At 61.8% G+C, this 25,574-nt stretch carries 24 protein-coding genes and 1 riboswitch; of the genes, 11 read left to right on the top strand and 13 right to left on the bottom strand.

Going from position 1 to position 25,574, the window contains the following annotated elements; genetic code table 11:
- The first annotated feature begins 185 nt into the window (after positions 1-185).
- From QM647_RS01510 to gpmA, 5 genes are all read left to right on the top strand, one after another.
- Positions 186-785, top strand: coding sequence for a glutathione S-transferase N-terminal domain-containing protein (locus QM647_RS01510; protein WP_414993699.1), 600 nt, complete (start codon positions 186-188; stop codon positions 783-785).
- A gap of 42 nt (positions 786-827) precedes the next feature.
- On the top strand, positions 828-1,901 hold the full coding sequence (prfA, locus tag QM647_RS01505; protein ID WP_414994550.1) for a peptide chain release factor 1: 1,074 nt from the start codon (positions 828-830) through the stop codon (positions 1,899-1,901).
- Entirely contained in the window at positions 1,901-2,107 is a 207-nt protein-coding gene (locus tag QM647_RS01500; RefSeq protein ID WP_414993698.1) for a hypothetical protein, read from the top strand. Before prfA ends, QM647_RS01500 begins: the two co-directional genes overlap by 1 nt.
- 10 nt (positions 2,108-2,117) lie before the next feature.
- Positions 2,118-2,981 (top strand): DUF4886 domain-containing protein, encoded by an 864-nt coding sequence (locus tag QM647_RS01495; protein ID WP_414993697.1) that lies wholly within the window; start codon positions 2,118-2,120, stop codon positions 2,979-2,981.
- A gap of 95 nt (positions 2,982-3,076) precedes the next feature.
- A complete protein-coding gene (gene gpmA / locus QM647_RS01490) occupies positions 3,077-3,790 on the top strand; it encodes a 2,3-diphosphoglycerate-dependent phosphoglycerate mutase (protein WP_414993696.1) in 714 nt (237 codons plus the stop codon).
- A gap of 28 nt (positions 3,791-3,818) precedes the next feature.
- Here the strand turns inward: gpmA and greA are convergent, their stop codons facing one another.
- From greA to tkt, 6 genes are all read right to left on the bottom strand, one after another.
- Positions 3,819-4,301: a transcription elongation factor GreA gene (gene greA, locus QM647_RS01485; protein ID WP_414993695.1), complete on the bottom strand. Its 483-nt coding sequence runs from the start codon at positions 4,299-4,301 to the stop codon at positions 3,819-3,821.
- Between the two features lie 5 nt (positions 4,302-4,306).
- On the bottom strand, positions 4,307-4,663 hold the full coding sequence (locus QM647_RS01480; RefSeq protein ID WP_414993694.1) for a hypothetical protein: 357 nt from the start codon (positions 4,661-4,663) through the stop codon (positions 4,307-4,309).
- An 83-nt stretch (positions 4,664-4,746) separates the two neighbouring features.
- The gene (locus QM647_RS01475; RefSeq protein WP_414993693.1) at positions 4,747-7,236 is read right to left on the bottom strand and encodes an ATP-binding protein; all 2,490 of its coding nucleotides are present in this window, start codon (positions 7,234-7,236) and stop codon (positions 4,747-4,749) included.
- Between the two features lie 305 nt (positions 7,237-7,541).
- The gene (locus QM647_RS01470; RefSeq protein ID WP_414993692.1) at positions 7,542-8,120 is read right to left on the bottom strand and encodes a response regulator; all 579 of its coding nucleotides are present in this window, start codon (positions 8,118-8,120) and stop codon (positions 7,542-7,544) included.
- Positions 8,121-8,210: 90 nt separating this feature from the next.
- Complete coding sequence (pepN, locus tag QM647_RS01465) at positions 8,211-10,847, bottom strand: aminopeptidase N (protein ID WP_414993691.1); 2,637 nt, start codon at positions 10,845-10,847, stop codon at positions 8,211-8,213.
- A gap of 150 nt (positions 10,848-10,997) precedes the next feature.
- Positions 10,998-12,992, bottom strand: coding sequence for a transketolase (gene tkt / locus QM647_RS01460; protein ID WP_414993690.1), 1,995 nt, complete (start codon positions 12,990-12,992; stop codon positions 10,998-11,000).
- Positions 12,993-13,160: 168 nt separating this feature from the next.
- Here tkt and QM647_RS01455 point away from each other — a divergent pair, with 168 nt between their 5' ends.
- Positions 13,161-13,460, top strand: a complete 300-nt coding sequence (locus QM647_RS01455; protein WP_414993689.1) for a hypothetical protein — start codon at positions 13,161-13,163, stop codon at positions 13,458-13,460.
- Positions 13,460-13,786, top strand: a complete 327-nt coding sequence (locus QM647_RS01450) for a cell division protein ZapA (protein WP_414993688.1) — start codon at positions 13,460-13,462, stop codon at positions 13,784-13,786. Before QM647_RS01455 ends, QM647_RS01450 begins: the two co-directional genes overlap by 1 nt.
- Before the next feature lie 39 nt (positions 13,787-13,825).
- On the opposite strand, the gene QM647_RS01445 is transcribed toward QM647_RS01450, so the two are convergent.
- Complete coding sequence (locus tag QM647_RS01445) at positions 13,826-14,878, bottom strand: aminotransferase class V-fold PLP-dependent enzyme (protein WP_414993687.1); 1,053 nt, start codon at positions 14,876-14,878, stop codon at positions 13,826-13,828.
- Positions 14,875-15,615: a tryptophan 2,3-dioxygenase family protein gene (locus QM647_RS01440; protein ID WP_414993686.1), complete on the bottom strand. Its 741-nt coding sequence runs from the start codon at positions 15,613-15,615 to the stop codon at positions 14,875-14,877. Before QM647_RS01440 ends, QM647_RS01445 begins: the two co-directional genes overlap by 4 nt.
- A gap of 120 nt (positions 15,616-15,735) precedes the next feature.
- Between QM647_RS01440 and QM647_RS01435 the strand changes: the two genes are divergently transcribed.
- Positions 15,736-16,185, top strand: coding sequence for an Lrp/AsnC family transcriptional regulator (locus tag QM647_RS01435; RefSeq protein WP_414993685.1), 450 nt, complete (start codon positions 15,736-15,738; stop codon positions 16,183-16,185).
- Here QM647_RS01435 and QM647_RS01430 read toward each other — a convergent pair.
- The 3 genes from QM647_RS01430 to QM647_RS01420 form a co-directional block, all read right to left on the bottom strand.
- Positions 16,168-16,956 carry a GDSL-type esterase/lipase family protein gene (locus QM647_RS01430; RefSeq protein WP_414993684.1) on the bottom strand — a complete coding sequence of 263 codons (789 nt, stop codon included), beginning with the start codon at positions 16,954-16,956 and terminating at the stop codon, positions 16,168-16,170. The genes QM647_RS01435 and QM647_RS01430 overlap by 18 nt on opposite strands.
- Before the next feature lie 72 nt (positions 16,957-17,028).
- Entirely contained in the window at positions 17,029-19,353 is a 2,325-nt protein-coding gene (locus QM647_RS01425) for a glycoside hydrolase family 3 C-terminal domain-containing protein (RefSeq protein ID WP_414993683.1), read from the bottom strand.
- 177 nt (positions 19,354-19,530) lie between these two features.
- A complete protein-coding gene (locus QM647_RS01420; protein ID WP_414993682.1) occupies positions 19,531-20,091 on the bottom strand; it encodes a hypothetical protein in 561 nt (186 codons plus the stop codon).
- 142 nt (positions 20,092-20,233) lie between these two features.
- Here QM647_RS01420 and QM647_RS01415 point away from each other — a divergent pair, with 142 nt between their 5' ends.
- A complete protein-coding gene (locus QM647_RS01415) occupies positions 20,234-21,769 on the top strand; it encodes an MDR family MFS transporter (protein WP_414993681.1) in 1,536 nt (511 codons plus the stop codon).
- On the opposite strand, the gene QM647_RS01410 is transcribed toward QM647_RS01415, so the two are convergent.
- Positions 21,766-22,071 (bottom strand): 4Fe-4S binding protein, encoded by a 306-nt coding sequence (locus tag QM647_RS01410; RefSeq protein ID WP_414993680.1) that lies wholly within the window; start codon positions 22,069-22,071, stop codon positions 21,766-21,768. The genes QM647_RS01415 and QM647_RS01410 overlap by 4 nt on opposite strands.
- A gap of 126 nt (positions 22,072-22,197) precedes the next feature.
- Between QM647_RS01410 and QM647_RS01405 the strand changes: the two genes are divergently transcribed.
- Positions 22,198-23,376: a hypothetical protein gene (locus tag QM647_RS01405; RefSeq protein ID WP_414993679.1), complete on the top strand. Its 1,179-nt coding sequence runs from the start codon at positions 22,198-22,200 to the stop codon at positions 23,374-23,376.
- On the opposite strand, the gene QM647_RS01400 is transcribed toward QM647_RS01405, so the two are convergent.
- Complete coding sequence (locus QM647_RS01400; protein ID WP_414993678.1) at positions 23,373-24,383, bottom strand: sodium:calcium antiporter; 1,011 nt, start codon at positions 24,381-24,383, stop codon at positions 23,373-23,375. The two genes, QM647_RS01405 and QM647_RS01400, sit on opposite strands and share 4 nt — an antisense overlap.
- A 9-nt stretch (positions 24,384-24,392) precedes the next feature.
- Positions 24,393-24,584: riboswitch (yybP-ykoY riboswitch) on the bottom strand.
- A gap of 377 nt (positions 24,585-24,961) precedes the next feature.
- Here QM647_RS01400 and QM647_RS01395 point away from each other — a divergent pair.
- Entirely contained in the window at positions 24,962-25,564 is a 603-nt protein-coding gene (locus QM647_RS01395) for a 5-formyltetrahydrofolate cyclo-ligase (protein ID WP_414993677.1), read from the top strand.
- Positions 25,565-25,574 lie beyond the last annotated feature (10 nt).

Raw genomic sequence — 25,574 nt, 5'->3', positions numbered from 1 at the left:
ATTTTACCGGTGATAAGGTTACTGTAGATATCTTAAATTAAGGCAAACACCTGCCATTTTTATTTAAACACATGTTAAGACTTCTATGCCGATGGCGTCGCTGCAATTGTGACAGCTTATCCTTAATGCTAAAGGCTTTGCGCGATATTCAACGGGATTCGATCTCTTAATTGGATAACTTTGTTATGAAATTATTTTCCAGCGCCACATCAGTTTTCGTACGCAAGGTTCGCATCGTCATAAGGGAAAGAGGGCTTGCGGGTCGGGTCGAGGAAGTCGCGCGTGTGCCGGTTGAGGCGGCGCCGGATCTGGTGGCGGTCAATCCCCTGTCACAACTGCCGGCCCTGATCGACGATGACGGTATCTGCTGGACCGATAGCGGCCTGATCAGTGCCTGGCTGGCGCCGCAAGGCGAGGGGGCGTCGCTCTTGCCGGATTATGGCACAGAGGCTTATTGGCGCGTCAGGCGCGTTGAAACCGCCGGTGCGGGGCTCAATGAGATGATGGCAAGGATTGTCTATGAGAACCGCCGCCCGGAGAGCGAGCGATCGCCCTTCTGGCTGGAGCGCTGGGAAGGCAATCTGACACGCGCCTTTGTCGTGGCCGATGCGATGTGTCCTGAGCCGGATGTCTTCGACATGGGCAGCCTGACCCTGGGCGTGGCGGCCACCTTCTGCGATTTCCGCCTGCCGCAACTCGACTGGCGGGCCCTCGCGCCGCGTATCGCCGCCTTGCAGGCCGAACTGGAAAAGCGGCAATCTTTCATTGAAACCTATCCGCGTTAGGTTTAGGCAGGGGCCTGAATTTTTCCGAGAGACATTGCCTTGATACATCTCCCCGACGCCAAGCTGGCCCAGGTCATGGACCGCTTCCAGATGATCGAAGCGCGTATGGAATCCGCGACCGATGGCGCCGAGATCGTCAAGCTGTCGAAGGAACATGCCGAACTGAAGCCGGTGTTCGATGCCGTCACGCGCCTGCACAAGGCGCGTCAGTCTGTGCCCGAACTGGAAGAGATGGCGGCGCTGGGCGATCCGGACCTGTCGCCCCTGGCAGCCGAGGAACTGCAGGACCTGAAGGCCACCTTGCCGGAACTGGAACATGGCGTGGCCCTGCTGCTTGCGCCGCAGGACAAGGACGTCAATGCCTCGGCCATTCTCGAAGTGCGCGCCGGCACCGGTGGCGACGAGGCGGCGCTCTTTGCCGGCGATCTGTTCCGCATGTATAGCCGCTATGCCGCAGGGCAGGGCTGGCGGGTCGAGATTGACAGCGTGTCCGAAGGCGAAATGGGCGGTTACAAGGAAATCATTGCCTCGGTGACGGGCGAGGGCGTTTTCGGCAAGCTGAAGTTCGAATCCGGTGTTCACCGTGTGCAGCGCGTGCCGGCCACCGAAGCCGGCGGCCGCATCCATACCTCGGCGGCGACCGTGGCGGTCCTGCCGGAAGCCGAGGATGTCGAGATCGAGATTCTCGACAAGGATATCCGCATCGATACCTATCGCGCGTCCGGTTCCGGCGGCCAGCACGTCAACAAGACCGACTCTGCGGTGCGCATTACCCACCTGCCGACCGGGATCGTGGCGACCTCTTCGGAAAAGTCGCAGCACATGAACCGCCAGATCGCCATGCGCAACCTGAAAGCCCGCCTGTACGACATGCAGCGCACGGCGCTCGATACGGCGCGCTCGGATGCCCGCAAGTCGCAGGTTGGTTCCGGCGACCGTTCGGAACGTATCCGCACCTACAACTACCCGCAGGGCCGGGTGTCGGATCACCGCATCAACCTGACCCTCTATAACCTGCCGCAGTTCATGGAAGGCGACATGGACCAGATGATCAATGCCCTGATCGCCGAGGATCAGGCCGAACGTCTGGCTATGCTTGCCGAGGAATTGGGCTGATGTCTAAGAGCGTTTTGCGTAAGGTTCTGATCTTGTGGGCCATGCTGCTGATCGGTCAGTTTCTGCTGGCGGCGGCGGTTATTTACCAGAGTTTAATAACCGGTGTTCCCATACTGAATGCCCTGCTCAGTATGCAGCCGGTATTGGCCTTAGCCAGTCTGATGCTGTTCCTGATTACCTGGCTGCAATACAAGAACCGGCCGTGAGGAGAAGCGAATGCGTTGGGTTGCCTGTCTTTTCGTCTGTCTGACCATCGTTGCCGGACCTGTTGAGGCCCAAACCCGCATTCTCTTTATTGGCAACAGCTTTACCTTTGCCGCCAATTCGCCGGTCATGCGGTATCATGCCGATCAGGTGCATGACCTGAACGGAGAGGGCATTGGCGGCGTGCCTGCCCTGTTCAAGGCTTTTACCGAGGAAGCGGGGCTCGATTACGATGTCAGCCTGGAGACCTCGCCGGGCAAGAATTTCGATTTCCACTATACGCAGAAACTCGACGTCATCGACCAGCCGTGGGATGTGGTGATCATGCAAGGCTATTCGACCCTCGATGCGGCGAAACCGGGCAATGCGACAGAACTGAGTCATTATGCCGGCCTGATCGCCGAACGCCTGCATGCGCGTAATTCGAAGGCCGATATCCGTCTGATGGCCACCTGGTCGCGCGCCGACCAGACCTATCTGCCGACCGGGCACTGGTTCGGTCAGGATATCTCGGCCATGGCGCGCGATATCCGCGCCGGCTATGATCAGGCCCGCGCGGCATCGCCCTATATTGCCGGCGTCATGCCGGTGGGGCAGGCCTGGAACCTGGCCATGGCCAAGGGCATTGCCGATCCCAACCCCTATGATGGCCGGAGTTTCGGACAGGTCAGCCTGTGGAGCTGGGATCAATATCACGGCAGCGTCTATGGCTATTACCTGGAGGCCCTGGTCGTGTTTGGCTCGATCACGGGCCGCGATCCGCGCGGTCTGGGGGCGAATGAGAAGGCAGCCAACGATCTGGGCATGTCCCCGGCTCAGGCTGAGGCCCTGCAACGGATCGCCTTTGAAAGCCTGGCCCAGGAAAAGCGCCGCTGAGCCGGATATATTGCCGCCTTTATGGATCTCCGCATTGATCTGGGGCCGCAACGCTTTTATAGCCTTGCCGGTATATCACAGACCGGAGACGCCTCATGCCTACACTCGTCCTTCTGCGCCATGGCCAAAGCCAGTGGAACCTTGAAAACCGCTTCACCGGCTGGGTCGATGTCAACCTGACGGCCGAGGGCGAGGCTCAGGCGACGCGCGGCGGTGAGCTGATCAAGGCCGAGGGCATCGAGATCGACAAGGCCTTCACCTCGGTCCTGACCCGCGCCATCCGCACCTGCAACCTGGCGCTGGAAGCGGCCGGCCAGTCGTTCGTGCCGGTGGTCAAGGACTGGCGTCTGAACGAGCGCCACTATGGCGGCCTGACCGGCCTCGACAAGGCCGAAACCGCCGCCAAGCACGGCGAGGACCAGGTCAAGATCTGGCGCCGGTCGTATGATGTGCCGCCGCCGCCGCTGGAAGCCGGCAGCGCCTATGATTTCAAAGGCGACCGCCGCTATGCCGGCGCCGACCTGCCCGATACCGAAAGCCTGAAAACGACGCTCGATCGCGTCCTGCCGTTCTGGACCGGCGATATCGTGCCGGCGCTCAAGGCGGGCGACACGGTGCTGGTGGCTGCTCACGGCAATTCGATCCGCGCCATCATCAAGTCGCTGTTTGACCTGTCCAATGAAGAAATCCTGGAGATCGAGGTCCCGACCGGCAATCCGCTGGTGGTCAAGCTGGATGACAACCTGAAGCCGGTGTCGGCCAAGTATCTGGATGCCGCCCGCGCCAATCCGCTGCCGGTGATTGCCTGAGGCGTAAGGTCAGAGCCAGCGTGGGGGCCTAACCGTCTATCGCGGTGATCTCCACGCTTGCCCCTGCGACGCGCGCTTCATCGCCTACGGTTTTGCCAAGCAGGGCCTGGGCCAGGGGCGAGACATAGGAGATACTGCCGGCAGCGGGGTTGGCCTCGTCCTCGCCGACAATGCGGAAGGCCTGCGTCCGTCCATCATCGCGTTCAATGGTAACGCGGCAGCCGAAGACCACGCGCTCTGAGGCGCTGACCGGCTCTATGCGCTGGGCCGAGCCCAGGCGGGCGGTGTAATAGCGCAGGTCGCGCGTGGCCCGCGCCATGGCCGTGCGGTCTTCATTGATCAGGCCCGACGCCTGCGCGGCGGTATAGGCCGCCTTGGCCTCGGCGAAGGCAGCCTCAAGCTGAGCCAGACCCTCTGGTGTGACGAGATTTGGATGCGGCGAGATCGGGCGGTCTGGCAGGTTGGCCGCCGCCGCCTCGTGGTCTTCGTCTCTGGTAAAGGCAACGCTCATGGCGACTATGGGAAATGCTTTGGTTTGGTCTTTGAGAAATAGCGCCAATAATAATATGCGCTGGAGATAAGCATAAGGCCTTCAAAAATTGACAGAAAAATTATTCTCTTGATTTTGTCAGGGTCAGAATAAGCTGTCGGAGCGAAAAATATTATAAACGCCAACAAGCTAATGCCAATGACCGCATTTTCAGATGTTCTTAAGTTGAAGCCAGCTTTTATATTTCTCTTTTCCACATACTTTAGCAATGCGATTGAGGCAAAAGCTAAAATGATAACTATCGAAACATGCCCACCTAAAAGCGCCCAGATGCCGTGCATGGCGATGAAGTAGTGGAATACTGAAATAATAATGATGATCATCGTATTGACCATTATTGATAAAAACATTTTTGAGGACATTTACATATCGGCTCTTAAATAATTTAAATGCACCTAAAAGATGACTAAGCCGCCTGATCGCCAAGCTGGGCGGCGGTTTGCGCGATCGGCAGGATCACGGTGCAGGTCGTGCCTTCGCCCAGCACGCTGTCGACCTCGAAGCGGCCGCTGTGCATCTCGATCAGCGACTTGGTCAGGGCCAGACCCAGGCCGGTGCCTTCGCGGGTCTTGGAGAACTGGTTCTCGATCTGCTCGAAGGGGCGCGCCAGGCGATCCAGGTCCTTGCGGGCGATCCCGATGCCTGTATCGGTCACCGAGATATGGACATTGGTTTCGGTGGCGATGGCGGAGATGGTGATGCTGCCGCCATTGGGAGTGAATTTCACCGCATTGGTCAGGAGGTTGAGCAGGATCTGCTTCAGCGCGCGGAAGTCGGCGGAGATTTCCGGCATCTGCGGCAGGTGGACGCGCAGTTTCAGGCCTGCCTTTTCCGCCTTCTGGCGCACCAGCCGCAGGGTATCCTCGACCACCTCGTCTATGACCACCGGTTCGAAGCGCAGGGACAGCTTGCCAGCCTCGATCTTCGACATGTCGAGGATGTCGTTGATCAGGCTGAGCAGGTGCTGGCCGGAACCCAGGATGTCGTTGGCATATTCCTGATAGCGCGGATGGCCGAGCGGACCGAACATCTCCGACGCCATGATTTCCGAGAAGCCGTTGATGGCGTTGAGCGGAGTGCGCAGCTCGTGGCTCATATTGGCCAGGAATTCGCTCTTGGCGTGGTTGGCGGCTTCGGCGCGGATCTTGGCCATTTCGTACTTGCGCGCCAGAACGGTCTGCTGCTGGCGGCTCTGTTCGAGCTTTTCGACCAGGCTCTCCAGAACCTCCTCGTTTTCGCGGCTGCGTTCTTCCTGCAGCTTGACGGCGGTGATATCGGCGCCAGTCAGCACATGGCCGCCTTCGGCCGTGCGACTTTCCGAAATCTGTATCCAGCGGCCGTTGTTCAACTCGGCCTCGATCACGCCTTCGCGGGCATCCTGTGCCGGCATCTGACGGCGGATGGCGATCTGCATCACCTGGTCGATCAGGTCGCGCGGCGTGCCGGCCTTCAGGAAGCGCGGATCGACATTGAAGGTTTCGCCGAAGGTTGAGTTCCACATCAGCAGGCGATTGCGGCGATCCCACAACACGAAGGCGTCGGAGACCGAATTGATGGCATCGCGCAGACGGGCCTCGGCGCGCTGGGCACGCAGCTGGGCGATGCGTTCTTCGCTGACATCGAGCGCCACGCCGGAGAGGCGGGTAAAGCCAGATGCGGTGCGTTCACCGATCGACTGGCCGCGGGCATCGACCCAGATGGCGCGGCCGCTGGCGGCCGGCACACGAAAGGAGACATCCAGCGCGCCGGTGCCGCGCGCCGTTTCCAGCGCCTTCGTCACCTGTTCGCGATCTTCTGACGCGATACGGTCCATGACCTCGCCGGTCGAGGCGACTCCGCCTCCTCCCCAGCCCAGCATGACGCCGGTGACGTCCGACATGTAGATCAGGTCCTGGTCGAGGTCCCAGTCGAAGATGCCGCAGCGCGCCGATTCGACAGCAAGGCGATAGCGCTGCTCATTGGCCTGGAAGAGGCGGGCGTTTTCGCGGTTCCGGCGCGCCTGGAAAAGCAGCAACAGGCCGAACAGGGCGCCGATCAGCAGTGGACCGCCGATCATGACGATGGCGCGGATCAGGTTCTGCGAGACAGAGATGAAGCGGGGGCTGGCCCTGGCCTTTAGCAGCACTAAGGGCGGCGTGTCGCTCAGGCGGGTCTCCTGCAAGGCGTCGCCCTGCGGCACCGAGGCGATCTTGACGAAGCCGCCTTCGGTCAGGGCGCCCTGGATGAGGTCGCCGGAATCGGCACGGGCGCGCAGCTGCGCATAGGTGATGGCGAAGGCTGTGTGAATATCCTGGCCGATCAGTTTCGCAGAGGAGGCGGCGACGATCCGGCCGCTGCCATCGACCAGCGCATTGAGGGTGGAGTTGTCGCCATCCCTCATCACGCTGTCGCTCAGATGCCCCACAAGCACGGGCCCAGAAGCGCTTTTCAGTACGGCATAGGGGCGGCTGGTCTGGCTGAGACGCGAGCCCGCCGGCACGATGGAAAAGCCCGTTTGCGCGCCTCGGGCGGCGGTGATCATGAGGGCGCTGTCCTCGCTGCCTGACTGCGCGGTGAGCTCGCCCTTCGTCGTATCGACCATTGCGACGCTGTCAAAAACGGACCGGCCGAGCTTCAAGGCCTGTTCGGCGGCGGTGAGCGGCGCATCGGGCGCCTGGCGCCATTGCGCCTGTGCCGCTTCCAGCGCCAGGCGCGCGGTATCGAGCCGGCCATCGATGCGCGCGGACCCCAGCCGCGTTTCCGACAGCAGGGATTGTCCCTCGGCATCCTTGTCGGCGGACAGGCTGTTGCCGATCTGGAGCGTGGATACCGCCATGAAGACGACCAGGCCGAGCGTCAGGCCAAGCGCGCCCAGCCTGATCCACTGCGGCATGGCGGTCGAGATCGGGGTGGTCACCAGGCGGGAAATGGCAGGTCCGTTCGCTGGCCCTTTCTCTGGCCCGTTCTTTGGCCTGTACGCCGGCGCGTCCGCGGCCGTCTTCCGGCGCGTGGCCGAAATACGGTCTTTGGTTCGGGAGCGTGGATTTTGACGCATCTCCGTCACGGACATCCTGTGTTCGCCCGCAGGCGGGCCATTTGAAACGGCCGTGAACGCGGGCCGGGTAAGGTGTTGAAATAGCGCCCTGATTCGGCGTCACCGATCAGGGTAAACGTGCCGTTAACCAATTGTCGAGAGTCCGGCGGATTTATAAACCTAAATATCTACTCTTCAGTATCCTCGTCGAACGTGCCGCTGCCGGCACCGGCCTTGCGCTTGCGGCCGCCATTGGCCGGCGGGCGATGGTCCTCGCTCCAGCCTTCGCGGCGCTCCTCGCCGTGATATTTGGGGTCCTGCCTGCGGCGGCGGTCCGGGCCGAAATAGCTGCCGGTGGCGGTTTTGATGAAGGGGCGAGGATAATCGACGATGGCGACGATCTTGCGGCGCAGTTCGATGGCGGTCACTGGCTTGCAGCAGAATTCATTGGTGCCGGCGTCGCGGGCGGCCACCACTTTTGAGCGTTCCGAGTGGGCCGTCAGCATGATGATCGGCACGTAGCGGTTGGGGCTGTCTGAGGAATTGCGCACCAGCGACACGAATTCGACGCCGTCCAGCACCTCCATCTGGTAATCGGTGATGCAGATATCGATGGCGTCATGCTTGAGGCGATGGAAGGCCTCGGTGGCATCGCGCGCCTCGAATATTTGCGTGACGCCAAACCCGCGCAGCAGAGTCTTGACGATATTGATCATGTGGGCGTTATCGTCCACCACCAGGAACCGGACGCGTTCGAGGCTCGCCAATCGTCTCTCCCAAACTGCAGCAAATCGGGGCCGCTGTGGCCCCGTTCGCCTTACTTTAGGTAAGTAATCCTTAAGAGACGTTAACGCGCGTTAGCTATCTTTGTCCGAATTCTCATCGGCAAGCGCTTTTCCGGCCAGTTCCAGCACGTTTTTCGACAGGTTGGGCGCCGCGGTAATGGCTTGCAGGGCGCGGCGCATATTTTCGCGGTAAGGCTGGGCATAGAAGCGATAGCGGCTGAGCGGCTCGACCAGACGCGCGGCGGTCATCGGATTGAAGGCATCGACGGCCAGAACCTGTTCGACCAGGAAGCTGTAGCCGGCGCCGTCCGGATTATGGAAGACGCTCTGGTTGTTGGCAAAGCTCTGCACCAGGGCACGCCAGCGATTGGGTGTTTTCGCGTCGAAATCCGGATGCTGGCTTAGGCGCCGTACACGGTCCAGCGTATCGGCATGGGGGGAGCCGGCCTGCAGCGCGAACCACTTGTCGATAACCAGGGGCTCGTTCTTGAAGCGGTCATAAAAGGCGTCCAGCGCGGTCTGGTAAGGGGTGCTCTGGACATGACCCAGCGCGATCAGCCCACCCACCATGTCGGTCATGTTGGTGGCGGCGGTGAAATGCGCTTCGGCCAGCAGGGTCAGTTCGCCGGGATTGTCGCTGTCGTTAAAACCGGCCAGGATCAGGTCGAGCAGGGCATTGCGCAGGGCACGGTTTCCGGCCGAGGCCGCATCCGGACTGAAGGTATTGGCGGTGGGCAGGCTGTTGTAGAGATCGCGTAAGGTCTCATGCAGGCGCAGGGAAAGCGCGGCTTTGAAGCGCTTGCGGTTGCGGTGCAGGAAGGCCGGATCGATGGGCGAGAGGCTCTGCGCCAGGTCGGCCTCGGTCGGCAGGCCGATGATCAGGGCCTTGAACGCGGCGTCGAGACCCTCGTCGGTCAGGCTGGCTTCCAGGCCTTGCGCGAAGGCGTCGATCAGATCGGGATCCGGTGTCTCCGCCAGCATGATGGTCTTGGCGACGCCTTGCGCCGCTTCCCAGCGGTTGAAGGGATCGCTGTCGCCCTTGAAGCGCGCGAAGGCATGGGCCTGTGGCTCTTCGATCGTCAGGATGACCGGCGCCGAGAAGTGACGCAGGGCGGAGATGACCGGTGGCGATTTGACATCGGTCAGCACGATCTCGGCTGTTTCGCTGTCGAGCAGGTACAGGGCTTCCGCGGTCAGCGTGCCGTTATGGGTGAACATCTGCTTGTGCCCGTCTTCCGTCAGCAGACCGAAGCGCACGGGCACGGGGACGGGCGCCTTTACCGGCTGGCCGGGTGTCGGCGGCGTGGCCTGGCTGAGGCGAAGGGTGAGAGTTTGCGTGGCGGCATCATAATCGCCGGCGGCGGTCAGTTGCGGCGTGCCGGCCTGGGTGTACCATTGCAGCCAGGGGGAAAAATCCTTGCCTGTAACGGCCTCGAAAGCGGCGAGGAAATCTTCCAGTGTGGCGGCGGTGCCGTCGTTCCGGTCGAAATAATAGTCGAGCGCCTGGCGGTAAACGGCGGGGCCTGTGACCGTCTTCAGCATGCCGACGATCTCGGCGCCTTTTTCGTAGATGGTGGCGGTGTAGAAGTTGTCGATCTTGACATAGGCCGAGGGGCGGACCGGATGGGCCAGCGGGCCGGAATCTTCCGGAAACTGGCGGGCGCGCAGGGCCTTGACGTCTTTGATGCGCGCCACGGCGTGGCCACGCATGTCGGCGGAAAAGCCCTGGTCGCGGAAGACGGTCAGGCCCTCTTTCAGGCAGAGCTGGAACCAGTCACGGCAGGTGACGCGGTTGCCAGACCAGTTGTGGAAATATTCGTGGGCGATCACGCTTTCGATGCGCTCGTAATCCTGGTCGGTGGCGGTGGTAGGGTCGGCCAGCAGCAGCGAGGCGTTGAAGATATTCAGGCCCTTGTTTTCCATGGCGCCGAAATTGAAATCTCGCACGGCGACGATCATGAACAGGTCGAGATCGTATTCGCGGCCATAGACCGCTTCGTCCCACTGCATCGACCGCTTGAGCGCGTCCATGGCATAGGCGGCGCGTTCGCGCATGCCGGTATCGACATAGATCTTCAGCTCGACCTCGCGGCCCGACATGGTCGTCAGGCTGTCCTCAAAGACATCCAGTTCGCCGGCAACGAGGGCAAACAGATAGCAGGGCTTGAAGAAGGGGTCTTCCCACAGGGCGTAATGCTTCTCACCGGGCAGGTCGCCGGTCTCCAGCAGATTGCCATTGGAGAGCAGGTGCGGGAACTGCGCCTTCGGCGCCTCAATACGGACGCGATAGGTCGACAGGCTGTCAGGGCGGTCGAGATAGTAGGTGATCTTGCGGAAGCCCTCGGCCTCGCACTGGGTGCAGTAGCGGCCGGAGGACATGTAGAGGCCTTCGAGCGTCTTGTTGTTCAGCGGGTCGATCTCGACCTCGGTTTCCAGCACGAACTGATCCGGCACCGACGCAATTGTCAGGGTTTCATCGGTAATGCTGTAATCGACCGGCTGACCATCGATGGCCACGCGGATCAGTTTCAGGCGTTCGCCCATCAGGACCAGCGGTGCGTCCGGGGCGCCCTGCCGTTTGATCGTCAGCCGGGCCTTGACCCGTGTCGCTTCGGGCGCGAGATCGAAATCCAGTTCCGTTGCCGGGATCAGGAAATCGGGGGCCTTGTAATCGCTGAGCTTGATCAGGTGGGGGGTATCTGAACGCATGGTTTCGTCTCGCATGAAGTCTTATGACCACATGGGACTCTTTTCAGGGAAGCACAAGCGAGACAATTGGAATTAGACAGGATTTCGCAAAGGACATGAAAAAATCCCCGCCCTTGCGGACGGGGATTTTCTTTAGCCTTGGCGCGTTTCTTACAGCGCGGCCTTGACCTTGGCGACGACGTTTTCGGCGGTAATGCCGAATTCCTTGTAGAGGCGGTCGGCCGGAGCCGAAGCGCCGAAGCTGGACATGCCGACGAACAGGCCGTCTTCACCGATAAAGCGCTCCCAGCCGAACTTGGCGGCGGCTTCGACGGCGAGGCGCACGGGCGCCTTGCCGATAACCGAGGCCTGGTAGGCGGGGGTTTGCACGTCGAACAGATCCCAGGAGGGGGTCGAGACGACGCGGGTCGGGATGCCGTCGGCTTCCAGTTGCTTCTGAGCGGCGACGGCGATGGAGACTTCCGTGCCGGAGGCGAAGAGGGTGGCCCTGGCTTCGCCGGAGGCGGCGACCAGTTCGTAGGCGCCCTTCAGCGACAGGTCGCCGGCTTGCGAGCGGACGGCCGGCACCTTCTGACGCGACAGGACCAGCATGGACGGGCCCTTGGCCTTGACGGCAGCCTTCCAGCATTCGGCGGCCTCGACCATATCGGCCGGGCGGAAGACGTGCAGGCCAGGCATGGCGCGGTAGGAAGCCAGGTGCTCGACCGGCTGGTGGGTCGGGCCGTCTTCGCCGACGCCGATCGAATCGTGCGTCATGACGTGGACGACCTTGGCGCCCATCAGGGCGCCCAGGCGGATGGCCGGGCGGCTGTAATCGGAGAAGACGAAGAAGGTGCCGGCATAGGGCAGGATGCCGCCATGCAGGGCCATGCCGTTCATCGCCGCGGCCATGCCGAATTCGCGCACGCCGTAGTGAACGTAGCGGCCGGCATAGTCGGGCTCGTCAAAGGCGACCATGCCCTTGACGAAGGTGTTGACCGAGCCGGTGAGGTCGGCCGAGCCGCCGATCATGGATTCGATGGTCGGGGCCAGGGTGGAGAGCGCCTTGCCGGCGCAGGAGCGGGTGGCATCGGCCGGCTTGGTGGCGACGGCGTCGGCGATATGGGCATCCAGCGCCTCGAAAGCATTGGCAGGCAGTTCGCCGCTCATGGCAGCGGCCAGTTCGGCGCCCTTCGGATGAGCCTTGGCGCGGGCGTCCCAGTCCTTGCGAACCTTGGTGCCCTTGCGGCCGGCCGAGAGCCAGGCCTTGCTGATGTTTTCCGGCACGGTGAAGGGGGCGGCCAGCCAGTCCATGTGCTCGCGGGCGGCCTTGATCTCATCGTCCATCAGGTTGTAGCCGTGGCCGTGCTTGTCGCCTTCCTTCGCGCCGGCGCGGCGGGCGACGGCGGTCTTGCAGGCGATCATGACGGGCTTCTGCTGCTGGGTGGCCCAGCGCAGGGCGGCGGCGATCTTGGAGTGGTCGTGACCGTCGACGGCCTTCACAGCCCAGCCGGCAGCCTTGAAGCGGGCCAACTGGTCGCCGGTTTCGGCCACGGTGGCATAGCCGTCGATGGTGACGTTGTTGTCGTCGAACAGAACGATCAGGTTCTTCAACTTGAGGCGGCCGGCCAGAGAAATGGCTTCGTGCGACACGCCTTCCATCAGGCAGCCGTCACCGGCGATGACCCAGGTCTTGTGGTTGACGAGATCGTCACCGAAGCGGGCATTGAGGTGGCGTTCGGCCATGGCCATGCCGACGGCGGTGGCCAGGCCCTGGCCGAGCGGGCCGGTGGTGCATTCGACACCGGCGGTGTGACCGTATTCCGGGTGGCCGGCGGTGGTGGAGCCCCACTGGCGGAAATTCTCGATGTCTTTCATCGAGACCGACTTGAAGCCGGTCAGATGCAGCAGCGAATAGAGCAGCATCGAGCCGTGGCCGGCGGAGAGCACGAAACGGTCGCGGTCAGCCCAGTCGGGCTGCTTCGGATCGTATTTCAGGAACTTGGTCCACAAGACAGTGGCGACGTCGGCCATGCCCATCGGCATACCCTGGTGGCCGGACTTGGCATGGTGAACCGCTTCCATCGACAGGACACGGATGGCGTCTGCCATCAGGACACCGGAAGGCTTGGTGGCGGGAGCGGCTGTAACAGCGCTTGTGGACATGGGTGAGTCTCTATTAAAGTGTTAACGTGGCGGGGATTCCCCGGCCCTTTAGCCGAACTTGTCGGTTAAGTGTAGAATTTAATGCGTTAGCAGTGCGATTCTTGCCGGCTTTGATCCGGAAGCGGACGAATCGAGGTATCGTGCAGCGTGTATCTAAGGAGAGCGGTTATGGACCATTTCCAGAATCATTTGGCCCCGAACCAGACGGGCAGCAGCCTGAATATCGCGGTCGACCGTCTCGATCGTGCGCTGGAGGCGCTGGAAGCACGCGTGCGGGCGCTGCAGGCTGGCGAGCCGCTGCCGGAATTTACAGGCACCGGCACTAATGTCGAGTATGAGCGCGTGCTGGCCGAGCTGGAAGAGGCGCGCACCTCCAATGCCGAACTGGCCGCCGCCGCCGCCGCCGCCCATGCCGCGTTGGGGACCGCCGCCGCCAATATCCGCCAGCTGGTCAGTGGGGTGATGTGATGGGTGAGGTCACGGTTCGCGTTAACAGTAAGCCCTATACCATTGGCTGCGCCGACGGCCAGGAAGGCCGTGTACAGGAACTGGCGCGCAAGTTCGATGAGCATGTCGAGATGGTGGTGTCGGATGTCGGCTCTATCGGCGAGGTGCGGCTGTTCCTGATGGCGGCGCTGCTGATGATCGACGAGATGCAGGATTTGCGCTTACAGCTGGATGAGGCCAATTCGGTCAATGCCCGCATGAATGCCGGTGCGCATGAGATGGAGCGCAAGGCTGCCTTCGCCATTTCCGATGCGGCGGCCCGGCTGGAACGCCTGATGGGGGCTTGAGAAAAGCATTATACCTCCCCGGCAAGCGGGGAGGTATAATTAAGCTAAACATCCCGCCACGATATCGGCGTCGTCTTCCGTATTATAGATATGGAACGACAGCCGCAGCACATCGCCGCGGCGATCGAAGCGCCCACCGGCATCGGTCAATGCAGTCATGGTTTTCTCCATATCGACGGGCCGGTAGCACAGCGTCCCGCCCTTGCCGGTGCGATCAGACGGATCAATCCGCGCGATCAGGGCCCGGTTGTGCCTGAGAATCGTCTCCACGCCGATCCCCGCGATCGTCCGGATGCCGGTGGTGGCCAGTACATAGGGCGCCACGGACGGCGTGCCGCCCCAGAAGCGGCGGGCATCGGGCGCATAGCGGAAGCCGCGGATATCGAATTCGAACGGGTTGTCGTGCGAAAACCAGCCGACATTGAGCGGCTTCAGATCATGCCGACACCACAGGAAGCCCGCGCCCGGTCCGCCGCACAGCCATTTCAGGCACGAGCCGACCAGGGCGTCCGCCTGCCAGGCCATGACGTCGATCGGCAATATGCCCGCCGACTGCGCCACGTCGATAATACTGAAAATGCCACGTGCGCGGGCCAGGGCCGCGATCTCCGCCACCGGCGAGACGACGCTGGTATTGGAATGGACATGCATGGCCACGACCACGGCGACATCCGCTGTCAGGACTTCGTCCCAGGTGGCGATATCGCCCGGATCACCGTCAAACAGCCGCAAGCGGAAACCGAGCCGTTCAGCCATCTGCGCGACAAAACCCAGCGATGGAAAGGCATGCGACGACATGACGATGGCATTGCGATCCGGCGTTACGGTCAGACCGGAGAGCAGGGAAAACAGGGCGGTTGAGACATTGGGCTGCGGGCACCAGTCTGCCATTCGCCCGCCGAGCAGGCCGGCCAGGGCGCTGCGGAAATCGTCTGTTGCCGCTAGCCATTTCGGCCAGCTTTCGCCCGGCTGCGAGAGCCACGGATCGAAGAAACCGGCCTCGAACTCACGCCGTGCCGTCTTGGGCATCAGGCCCGCCGAATGGCTCAGAAGGTATGGTCCACTGGGTGGCCGTTCAAAAAGGTCGATCATTCCGCCGCACTCAAGCTGTCCCTGACCTTACCATAGGCCTGTCCCCAGGCGTCTGTCATCTCCGCGCGCACGGCCCACAATTCCGGGAAGAAGCGATGGCGCGCGCCGGCATCGAGCAACTCGACGGGCCGGCCTTTCAGCGAGGCGGCGCCCATACCGATAGACCGCTGGATCAGGAAGATATGGTTGGCGCGGAACTTCCCCATGCGTTCGTCGAACTCCATCAGGCATTCGGCGATGGCGTAGGCGTCGTCATGGGCATAGTGCGTGTCGTAGATATCGCGCACGGTCAGGCCGCGCGCCGTGAGGTAATGGGTTTCAAAGGTCTCCCAAAGCTCGGTGGGCATCTTCATCAGACAACGGAAGCCGGGCGATTCCTGGCCGGAGCCATTGCCCAGCTGCAGACGGATCTGCTGATAATCGTGCGGGGACATGGTCTCCAGCAGGTCGAGCTGTTCGCTCATCAGCTTCATGATCATGTGGCAGCGGGCGAACAGGGTCACAACCTTGTGGGCGTGGCCGGCCTGCATGTGGTCGTCGATATCCATCAGAGTATGGATCATCAGCTTCATCCACAATTCCTCGACCTGGTGGACGATCTGGAACTGCAATTCGTCGGCATTGACCAGGGCCGCCGGCGGCTTCTGGCAGGCCAGCAGGCGATCGGTTTTCAGGTAGAGCTCGTAGTCGAGTTTCGCGGAGGCTGAGAGCAGGTCGGTATAGTGCTGGCGGTTCATGGCGTGGTCTCCCTATGGAATAAACCTAGCGCGCTTTTCGCTGAACATTGTTTCTATTGTGCTTGTATTTTGGGGATAATGAGAAACATATGGCCTAATATTTTATATATGGAGAAACAAATGGATCGCCTAGACGAGAGCCTTCTGCGCGCGCTGGAAGCCGATGGCCGTCTGTCCTTCGCCGAACTGGGGGAGCGGGCCGGCCTTTCCAAGTCGCCGTGCTGGAAGCGCGTGCAGGCGCTGGAGGCGGCGGGCGTTATCCGCGGCTATCACGCCGAACTCGATCCGGCCGCGCTGGGGCTATCGACCCTGGCTTTCGTGCAGGTGACAGTGGCGTTTGAGCGCCACGAAGCGTTCGAGCAGGCGGTGGCGGCGCATCCGGCGGTACTGAGCTGTCATGCCACGGTCGGCGCCACGGACTATCTGATGCAGGTGATCATGCCGTCGATGACGGCGCTGGATGACTTCCTGCGCCAGACGCTTTGGCGATTACCGGGCGTCGAGCGCTTCACCACCACCCTGGCCATGCGGACGATCAAGGACAATGGGCCGCTAATGCCGAACGTTTAAAGCCTTCTCGATGGCCGCTTCGGCGACCGGGGCCATGACGGCGTAGGCAATGTCGTTCGGGTGAATGCCGTCCGAGGTATATTCCGCCTTCAGCAGGCCTTTGTCATCGCGCAGCAGTGGGCCGTAGTCGATCAGGCCGTAGCCATGGTCGGCGCAGAAGCCCGATAGCCAGGCATTCAGCCACGCCACGCGTTCCGGCTTGCGGTCCGAGAGCATGGTGACCGCATTGGGCGTGTAGTTATTGACCGGCATCAGCAGGGTGAAGATCGGCTTGATGCCATTGGCCTCGGCGATCTCGGCCATGGCGGTGTAGTTGGCAGCGATCTGGGCCTCGGTCTCGACCTGCAGCGCGCCCTGGATATCGTTGATGCCGGCCAGGATCACGACTGCTTTTGGTTTAAGCGCCACCACATCGGCATGGAAGCGCACCAGCATCTGCGGGCTGACCTGTCCGCCGATGCCGCGGTTGATATAGGGCTTGTCCGGAAAGAACCTGGCCAGGTTCCAGCGGTCGGTGATCGAATCGCCGAGAAAGACCACGCGCTGTTCATTCGCCGCCGGGGCGGGCAGAGCCGCATCCTGAGCGGCATAGATATATTGCTCGCCGAAGTCCTCGCCCATCTTGGCGATGATCCCGGTGCGGTATGGCCCAAGCCATGGGCCCCAGTCCTTCTCGACCGCCGGCTGGCGGGGCGGTGAGCTCTGGTAATCCTCCGCCAGGGCAGCGGGAGCCATGAGGAGGGCAGCCAGAACGATCAGCCAGCGGGTCATGCGTTACATCCTTAAATAAAGCGGGGCGTATTTCCTCAGAAACACGCCCCGCCTCCATAGGCGATTTAGGCTCTACTTGCCTTTCACATCCAGGGTCTGGGCATCGAGATGCACGGTGACAGTCTGAACGATATCGGTGGCGGAATGGGCAAGCATCACTTGGTACTCGCCCGCAGCCACCGTCCAGGTCTTGCTGGCGGAATCGTAGGTCGCCAGTAGGCGCGGATCGACCGTAACCGAGACCGGCTGGCTGTCGCCCGGCGCCACCTCGACCTTGGCAAAGGCGCCGAGGCGCTTCGGGGCTTCCCAGCCTTGACCGGAGACATAGACCTGCGCCACGTCCTTGCCGGCCACGGCGCCGGTGTTCTTCACCGAGAAGCTGGCCTTGAGGCCCTTGCCATCGGCGGCGGCGGTCAGGTCGGACAGGGCGAAGGTGGTGTAGCTCAGACCATGGCCGAACGGGAAGAGCGGCTTCAGGCTCTTCTTGTCGAACCACTTGTAGCCGATGGCCGCGCCTTCGATATTGTAATTGCCCATCGGGTGCGAGTCGGCGTCCAGCTTCGGATCGCCTTCGATGACCGGACGCGGGGTCTGGTCGAGCGAGGCAGGGAAGGTGGCCGGCAGGTGGCCGGACGGATTGACCTCGCCGGTCAGGACGCGGGCGATGGCTTCGCCGCCATTGCTGCCCGGATACCAGGCTTCGACCACGGCGCCGACCTTGCTGAGCCACGGCATGACGACCGGGCCGCCGGTTTGCAGCACGACGACGGTCTTCTTGTTGGCCTTGGCGACCGCGGAGATCAGGGCGTCCTGGCCATCCGGCAGGTTCAGATCGGGCACATCGAAGCCTTCGCCGGTCCATTGCTCGCCGAAGACGATGACGATATCAGCCTTCTTCGCTGCGGCCGCTGCGGCCTTTACGTCCTTGCCGTCAAGATAGGTGACGGTGGCCGAGGTGCGGGCCTGGATGCCCTTCATCGGTGAGGACGGATACCAGGTCTTCGGACCGGGGAAGCCCTTGCCGTATTCATCCGCCACCGGCGAGCCACCGATCGGATAGACCTGCGAGGAGCCGCCACCGGACAGCACGCCGACATCGGCGTGGGCGCCGACGATCAGGATCGATTTGGCGGTTTTGCTGAGCGGCAGAAGGCCCGGCGTGTTTTTCAACAGGACCATGCCTTCTTCGGCGTCGGTCTGGCTGACCTTGCCATGGGCGGCAAAGTCGATGGTCGTGGCCTGATCGCCCTTGACCGGCGTATCGAACAGACCGACCTCGAACATGGCCCACAGGATGCGCTTTGCCATATCGTTGGCGCGGGCTTCCGAGACATAGCCATTGTTGACGGCTTCGCGCAGGGCGCCGTGGAAATAGGGCGAGCGGTCGAAGGCCCAGCCGGACTGCTGGTCAAGACCGGCATTGGCGGCCTGGGTGGTCGAGTGTGTGGCGCCCCAGTCCGACATGACATAGCCCTTGAAGCCCCAGTCGGTTTTCAGAACCTGGTTGAGCAGCCAGTCGTTTTCGCAGGCATAGAAGCCGTTGACGCGGTTATAGGAACACATGACCGAGCCGGGATTGCCGGTCTCATAGGCGATCTGGAAGGCCAGCAGGTCGGATTCGCGCGCCGCCTTGTCCTCGATATGGTGATCCATCTGGTTGCGGTTGGTTTCCTGACCGTTGAAGGCGTAGTGCTTCATGGTCGAGATGACGTGCTGCGACTGGATGCCCTTGATTTCGTTGCCGGTGATGATGCCGGAAAGCAGCGGATCTTCGCCACCATATTCGAAATTGCGGCCGTTGCGGGCTTCGCGCAGCAGGTTCATGCCGCCGGCGAGCTGGACGTTGAAACCGGACAGGAAGGCCTCGTTGCCGATCATGGCGCCGCCGGCCTCGGCGACTTCGGGGTTCCAGGTGGCGGCGGTATTGATGCCGGAGGGCAGGGCGGTGCGGCCGCGCGGCAGATCGGCGGTGCGGGCGGCTTCAGGCACGGTCTGCGTGGCGACGCCGACGCCGGCGTCGGTCTGCCACTGGTTGGGGATGCCAAGGCGCGGAATGCCGGGCACGAAGCCGGCTGAGAAGGGCAGGCCTTCCTTCGGATAGACATAGTTCTTGATCGGCGTGACCTGCCATTGCTGGTCGGTCGAGAAATAGCCGAAGGTCAGGTCCAGCTTTTCCGCCAGGGTCATTTGCTTGAGGATCAGGTCGGCGCGGGCTTCGGCGCTGAGGCTGGTATCCATCCACGGCCTGTCGGTCGGCACATCAGTGCGGACGGTCGGGGCGGGCGGCGGGGCGTTGGTGGTTTGCGCCTGGGCGGCGGGGGCGAGCGCGAAGGCGCTGATGAGGGCTGTGGTCGCCAGCAGGCGAAGGCCGAAAGCGGCCATGCGAGGTGAAGTCATGAGGTATCTCCCAAGATGTTCAAAGCAGGGCGTCTTTGGCGACGCCGCGTATTATTGCGATCTATAAAAGATCGTACTGGCTTGGGGTGTTTATAGCCGAAAACCGCCGGCGCCAAAGCGAAAAATCCGGCTTAGCAAAAGGAAGCGTGCAGATAACGTTTGCAGAACAAGGGTTTGTCACGGCAGGTTGTGCGGTAGGTATTTCAGGTCGTATCCCGGACCGAAATCGAGCAGGAAGACCGGGCCAAGCGCCACGGTCTGGGCGCCGGTGGCCAGTTGCACGCTGGCGGCCACGGCGCCGGCGGGGTAGTCCTGATCGGCGGTGCCGCTGATATAGAAGAGCTTCCAGTCGGCGTTCAGGACCAGATTTTCCGTCCCCACCTTGGTATAAGGTGCGGCGGTCTGTTGCAGCACGGCCGGAACGGTGGCGTTGCCGGGCGTGACGGCGCGGCCCCAGAAGGCCATCAGCAGCACATCGCCCTTTCTGACCGGCTTGGCGGACGGCACACCGGCCTGGATATCCCATGGATTGGCGCCTGGCCCGGCCGAGGTGACCTGCATGGCCGCGCCGCCATTGACAGTGGCATCCCTGATCAATTCATGCTTTTCACCGCTGCCGTACAGGTTCCACTGGTCGGCAGCAGGGTGGCTGATCATGAGGCTGGTTATATCGGGCGCGGCGGCGGCCGGAGAGGCTATCAGGCCGGCACTATAAAAGAGAACGGCGAGGCGTTTCATTTGGACATCTCCCAACATTTTATATTGTCTTTTTGCGGCAAAGTGTCTGATGACGAGCCCGGTTCGTCAAGCCTCGCGACAGGTCTTGCGCTGTCGCAAAAATTAATACAGTTTGTAAATCGAATTTAACGGGACGACTCAGATGACACACGCACCGGCCGATGCCGCTCCGCCCGAACCGGCCCCGCTCGACCCCAAGGACGTCCAGAGCATTATCATCGGTCTGATGGCGGTGCTGCTGCTGGCGGCGCTGGACCAGACCATCGTTTCGACCGCCCTGCCGACCATCGGCCGTGAGCTGGGCGATGTGCAGCATCTGCCCTGGATGGTCACGGCCTATCTGCTGTCATCAACCGTGGTGACGCCGCTTTACGGCAAGCTGGCCGATATTATCGGCCGGCGAACGACCTTGCTGATGGCCATCGGCATCTTCCTCTTCGGCTCGATGCTGTGCAGCCTGTCGCCCAACATGTATGTGCTGGTCGCCGCGCGCGCGGTGCAGGGCCTGGGCGGCGGCGGGCTGATGTCTCTGGTCCAGACCGTGATTTCCGACATCGTCACGGCGAAGGAGCGCGGGCGCATTCAGGGCATCTTCGCGGCGGTCTTCACCTCATCCAGCCTGGGTGGACCGATCCTCGGCGGCGTGCTGTCCGAGCATCTGGGCTGGCAGTCGATCTTCTGGGTCAACCTGCCGGTGGGCGCCATTGCGCTGTGGATCGTGTCGCGCGGCCTGATGAAGCTGCCGCGTTACGAGCGTCCGCACCGCATCGACTGGCTGGGCGCGCTCCTGATGGCGGTCGCGGCCGTCGTGCTGCTGCTGGCCATCAATACGCGCGGTGCCGCCATGATGGGCGTGCCACTCTGGGCGGTCTATGTCGTCTCGGCGGTATTCTGGGTGCTGTTCGCACTTCGCCTGCGCACCGCGGCGGAACCGCTGATTCCGACGGGTATCCTCAAGGACGGGGTCATCGTGCGCGCCATACTGGTCTCCACCCTGAGCATGGGCTCGCTGATGTCGGTCAGCGCCTATAATCCGCTTTATGTGCAACTGATCTATCATATGAGCGCGACCCAGGCCGGCATGGTGATGACGCCGCTGGCGCTGGGCGTGGTCGGCGGCTCGATCCTGTCCGGCCAGATGATGGCGCGCGGCAAGGGCACGGGGTATAAGCTGATACCTATGATCGGCCTGTTTGCGGGTATGGTGATCTATGCGGCCATGGCCGTGATCGGCGACCGCCTGAACATCTGGGCCTATATCGGCGGTCTGTTTTTCGCCAATGCGGCAGTCGGTTCGACCTTCCCGGTGGCCACCGTCGTGGTGCAGAACGCGGTCGAACGCCATGAAATGGGCACGGCCACGGGGGTGATGAACTTCTTCCGTAGCTTAGGCGGTGCGCTGCTGGTGGCGGTGTTCGGGGCGGTCCTGTTCGGTGAGCTTTATGCTCTGCTGGGGGGTAATTTCAATGGCGCCCTGTCGGCAGACAGCCTGAGCCAGGTCGACGATCCCGCGCGTATCTACAAGCCGATCTTCATCGGCGCGGCGGTCTCCATGGGACTGGCCTTCGTGGCGCTGTGGTCGATGCAGGAACGCCCGCTGCGTTCGCGGCAAATGCCGGTCGCCAAGGCGGCGGAAGAGGCGACGGGCGAAACCCTCAGCGACGCGGATTTTTCCTAATCCACGCGTCGCAGGGTTATCGCCTTTTCCGGGCAGGCGGAAACGCATAACCCGCAGGCGCGGCAGGCCTCGGCATTAACCGCGAAGGCCTGCTTCCAGCCGTGAAGAAAGCCCTTGATCCTGGCCAGCGTGTTCAGGCGGGTCCGATCTTCCGCAGGCAGAATATCTAGTTCGAACACCTCATAGGGACAGATGACGACGCAATCGGCCTTGCCTTCACAGCGGGCGCGATTGATGACTGGTGTAAAAATACCAGGCACCTGTTTGCAGGCCGTGTCGGTTTCAGGCGGTTTTTTGGTCATTTCGTGTCGTGTCTTTATGGAAAATTTATATCGCTTTAATCGTTTTTGACTACGGTCAGCGGCAGTTGCATATCCTATAGCGTGCGGGCAAAAAGCCCCAGCTGTTTCTGAGCAGAAAGTTCATCGATGAACGCACTGGCGTCATCCTACAGCAAGTCCGGTAACCAAAGCGCGCGCGAGGTGCGTAACCTGGCCAATCTCGGCGAAACCGCCTCCACCAGCCGCGTGCTCAACCTGTCGCAGATCTTTGCTTCCAGTGGCCGCAGCGAGGGATATGCCGGCAACCCGTTCTTCAGGAACTCCCAGCTCAACAAGGCATTGCTGATCAAGCACACCCTGCGCCCCGGCGAGCGCGAGCTGTTTTCTCATCCGCGCCGCACGGCCACCAAGATCATCCTGCCCTTCGATGCCAGCGACCTGCGCCTGGGCGGTCGGTCGATCTTCGTCAACCAGAGCGGGTTCGTGAACTTCACCCGCTCCTATTTCAGCGATGATAATCCGGCGAACAATCCTGACCTGCAGATCCTGCAGCATCTCGATGCCATTCCCTCGCTCGATCCCTTCCTGGTTCGGGAACACCTGGCGCGCTTCGGCTTCCGGCCTGATCCCTGCTACCTGAAGATTTCGCCGCGGGACTTAAGCGATATGATTGGCTTCGCCAATGCCGAAATCGAGCGTCTGGTCATGACCGCCTTCGGGGCGGGCATGGAAGCGGCGGCGATGAAGCTGACCGCCAAGATCCTGGCCAATAATCTCGATAGCGATCTCGATCCGCTGAAGCAGACCTTCCGCATGAGCGACACGGATTTCGGCGAGGGCATGTTCTCGTGGCGCGGCTTCCTTTATTTCAAATGGCGCCAGACCCTGCTGCAGGAGGATATCCGGCAGGTGGTCGACGGATTGCAGAACTATCGCACCATCGGGCCGGCCGAGGCCGGGACCCGCGATTACCTGGCCGAGGCCCGCCCGCGTCTGGCCAAGAAGATCATCGCCGCCATAATCACCACCTACAAGACGCTGAAGGTTTATGACGAGGCCTATCAGGCCCTGACCCAGGGGGCCGATCCGGCGCCGTTCCGCAAGTTTCTGCTCGACGGACCGAAGATGTTCTTCGAACTGGGCGAGAGCATCGGCATCCTCAGCCATATCGGTTCGTTCTGGGATTACCGCATGGGCAAGCGCATGGCGCACATGCGCCTGACCCCGCAGGAATTCGCCGACATCATCGTCGATTTCGAGGACAGCCTGCTGTCGGTAGAGCCGGCGACGGTGCCGACCCTGCCGACACCGGCCACGCTCCTTTAAGCTAGTCCTGTCAGGGACTTGCCAAAGATAACCCAGGCAATGAACAGTCCGTAAAGCAGGGCTATCGCCGCCAGGGCACGGCTGTCGACCTTTCCTCTTTTGAACATGAACCACAACACCACAATCGCCAGCGCCGTGACGATACCCGAGACCAGCAGGTTGGAATCGAAGCGCCACGGCGTGAAGAAGATGCCGAGCGCGCTGGGGATGGTGGCCTGGATCATCATGGCGCCGGAAATATTGGCCAGGGCCAGCCGTTCCTTGCCCTGACGCACCCAGATGATGGCGTTCATGGTTTCCGGCAGTTCGGTGGCGACCGGCGACAGCAGCAGGGCTACCAGGTGCGGCGACAGGCCGAACAGGGTGCCGATGGATTCCAGCTGGCCGACGAAGAGGTGCGAGGCAAAGGCGATGACGCCGAGCGCGATGAGGGCCTGGGCACCGGCCCAGAAGAGATTGGGATTGCCGGGGCGGATCTTCAGCGGCTCCAGGTCTTCCTCTTCCTCGCTGGTTTCCGCCGTATTGATCTCGCGCCAGACATAGACGGCATAGGCGGCGAGGAACAGCACGCCGAGCCAGGGCTTGTAAGCGAAGGCAACGAGGCCGAGCGAGACCTTCAGCAGGAAGATGACCAGGAAGGATATCTGGTCATTGCCAAGGCGGCCGTAATCCGCCTTGACGAAATGGTCGGCGCGCTTCAGCCGGCGCTGGTTCTGCCACAGGGCGAAGCCGACGACGCCATAGGCAATGGTGGCCAGGACCAGCGGGCCGCCCATGGCGGCGCCGACGCCGATATCCTTTTGCTGGGCCGTATGGCCAAAGGCGACGGCGGTGAAGGTGACGGCGCTTTCGGGCAGGGCGGTGCCGAAGGCGGCCAGGATCGAGCCGACGGCGGTGGCGCCCAGGTTCAGGCGCTTGCCGCACCATTCGACGCTGTTGACGAAATATTCGCACGCCAGATAGATGGCGACCGCCGAGCCGAAGAAGAGCAGGAGTGTGAGAAGCATTCAGTTGCGATGGGCCGGGCAAGCAAATCAAAAAAACCAATGGCGCAATGACACGGCTTGCCCGGCACAGGCAATCGCATCATGGCCAAAGGTCTTGCCTGACAGACTTGGTCTGCTGATCACGCCATGAAGCTGTGGCTTCAAGTGTGTTGACGTGATCCCTTCCGGAAAGGAAGGCGGCTACTCCCCAATGACAACGGGCCGCTTATGACGGATTTCCCGGCGTTTGGGAAGCGATTTTTGCGCCCGCCTTGAGTTCTTGCTATGGGCGCCCTATATGTGCAGACGGCGGGTCTTGCTGTGGCTCGCGTGGCGATCACTATTCCTTCTGACCTTAATCACTTAGAACGGGGACTGGCTCTGATCTGGACCGTGGTCCTAGTTATCTGGTTCCCACCTGACTAGTCAGGTCTGAGAGGATTTAAACGCATCGACACGGCTCTTATGGCGCCGCCACCCTCCCATCCCATCCCATTCCATCACTAAAATGTAAAATAGCGCCCGCATTCCGGCAGTGCATTTTTATAGCGGAATTGCTATCGGTTAACAGTCGAACACATGAGCGCCGGAGAAGCTGAATGCTCGAACCCGACCAGAAGCCGCTGCTGCGTAACGAAATGAAGCGCCGCAGGGCGGCCTTGGCCCAAGGTGCGCCCCTGGCCGGGGATATGCTTGCCGAGCTGGCCTGCGAGGCACTTGACGAACGACAGGCATGGCCGGGCAGGGACGCGATCATCGCCGGTTACTGGCCGATCCAGAGCGAGATCAATCCCTTTCCGCTGATGCAGATATTCGAGGAACGCGGCTACGGGCTGGCCCTGCCGTGTCTGATTGCGGAGGGGGAAGGGTATCGCATGATCTTCCGCCGCTTCAGTCTGGGCGACGAACTGGTCAACGGGCCATTCGATATCCGGCAGCCGGCTGAAGAGGCCGATGAAATCCTGCCGGATGTCGTTTTCCTGCCCCTGCTGGCCTTCGATGAGCAGGGCTGGCGGCTGGGCTATGGTGGTGGTTATTATGACCGCGTCTTGTCCCGCCTGCGCGCCGCCAAGACGGTCTGGGGGTACGGAATCGCTTTTTCCGGGCAGCAACTTGCCGAAATACCGTTTGAGGTGCATGATCAGCCGCTTGACGGTATATTTACCGACCAGGGCGTCATTCATGTACGCTCAACGGTTTAGCTCCCACCTG

Source organism: Asticcacaulis sp. (genome assembly GCF_047605585.1).
Classification (GTDB): Bacteria; Pseudomonadota; Alphaproteobacteria; order Caulobacterales; family Caulobacteraceae; genus Asticcacaulis.
Note: the sequence above shows the minus strand (reverse complement) of the source record. Positions and strands in the feature narration are given on the sequence as shown.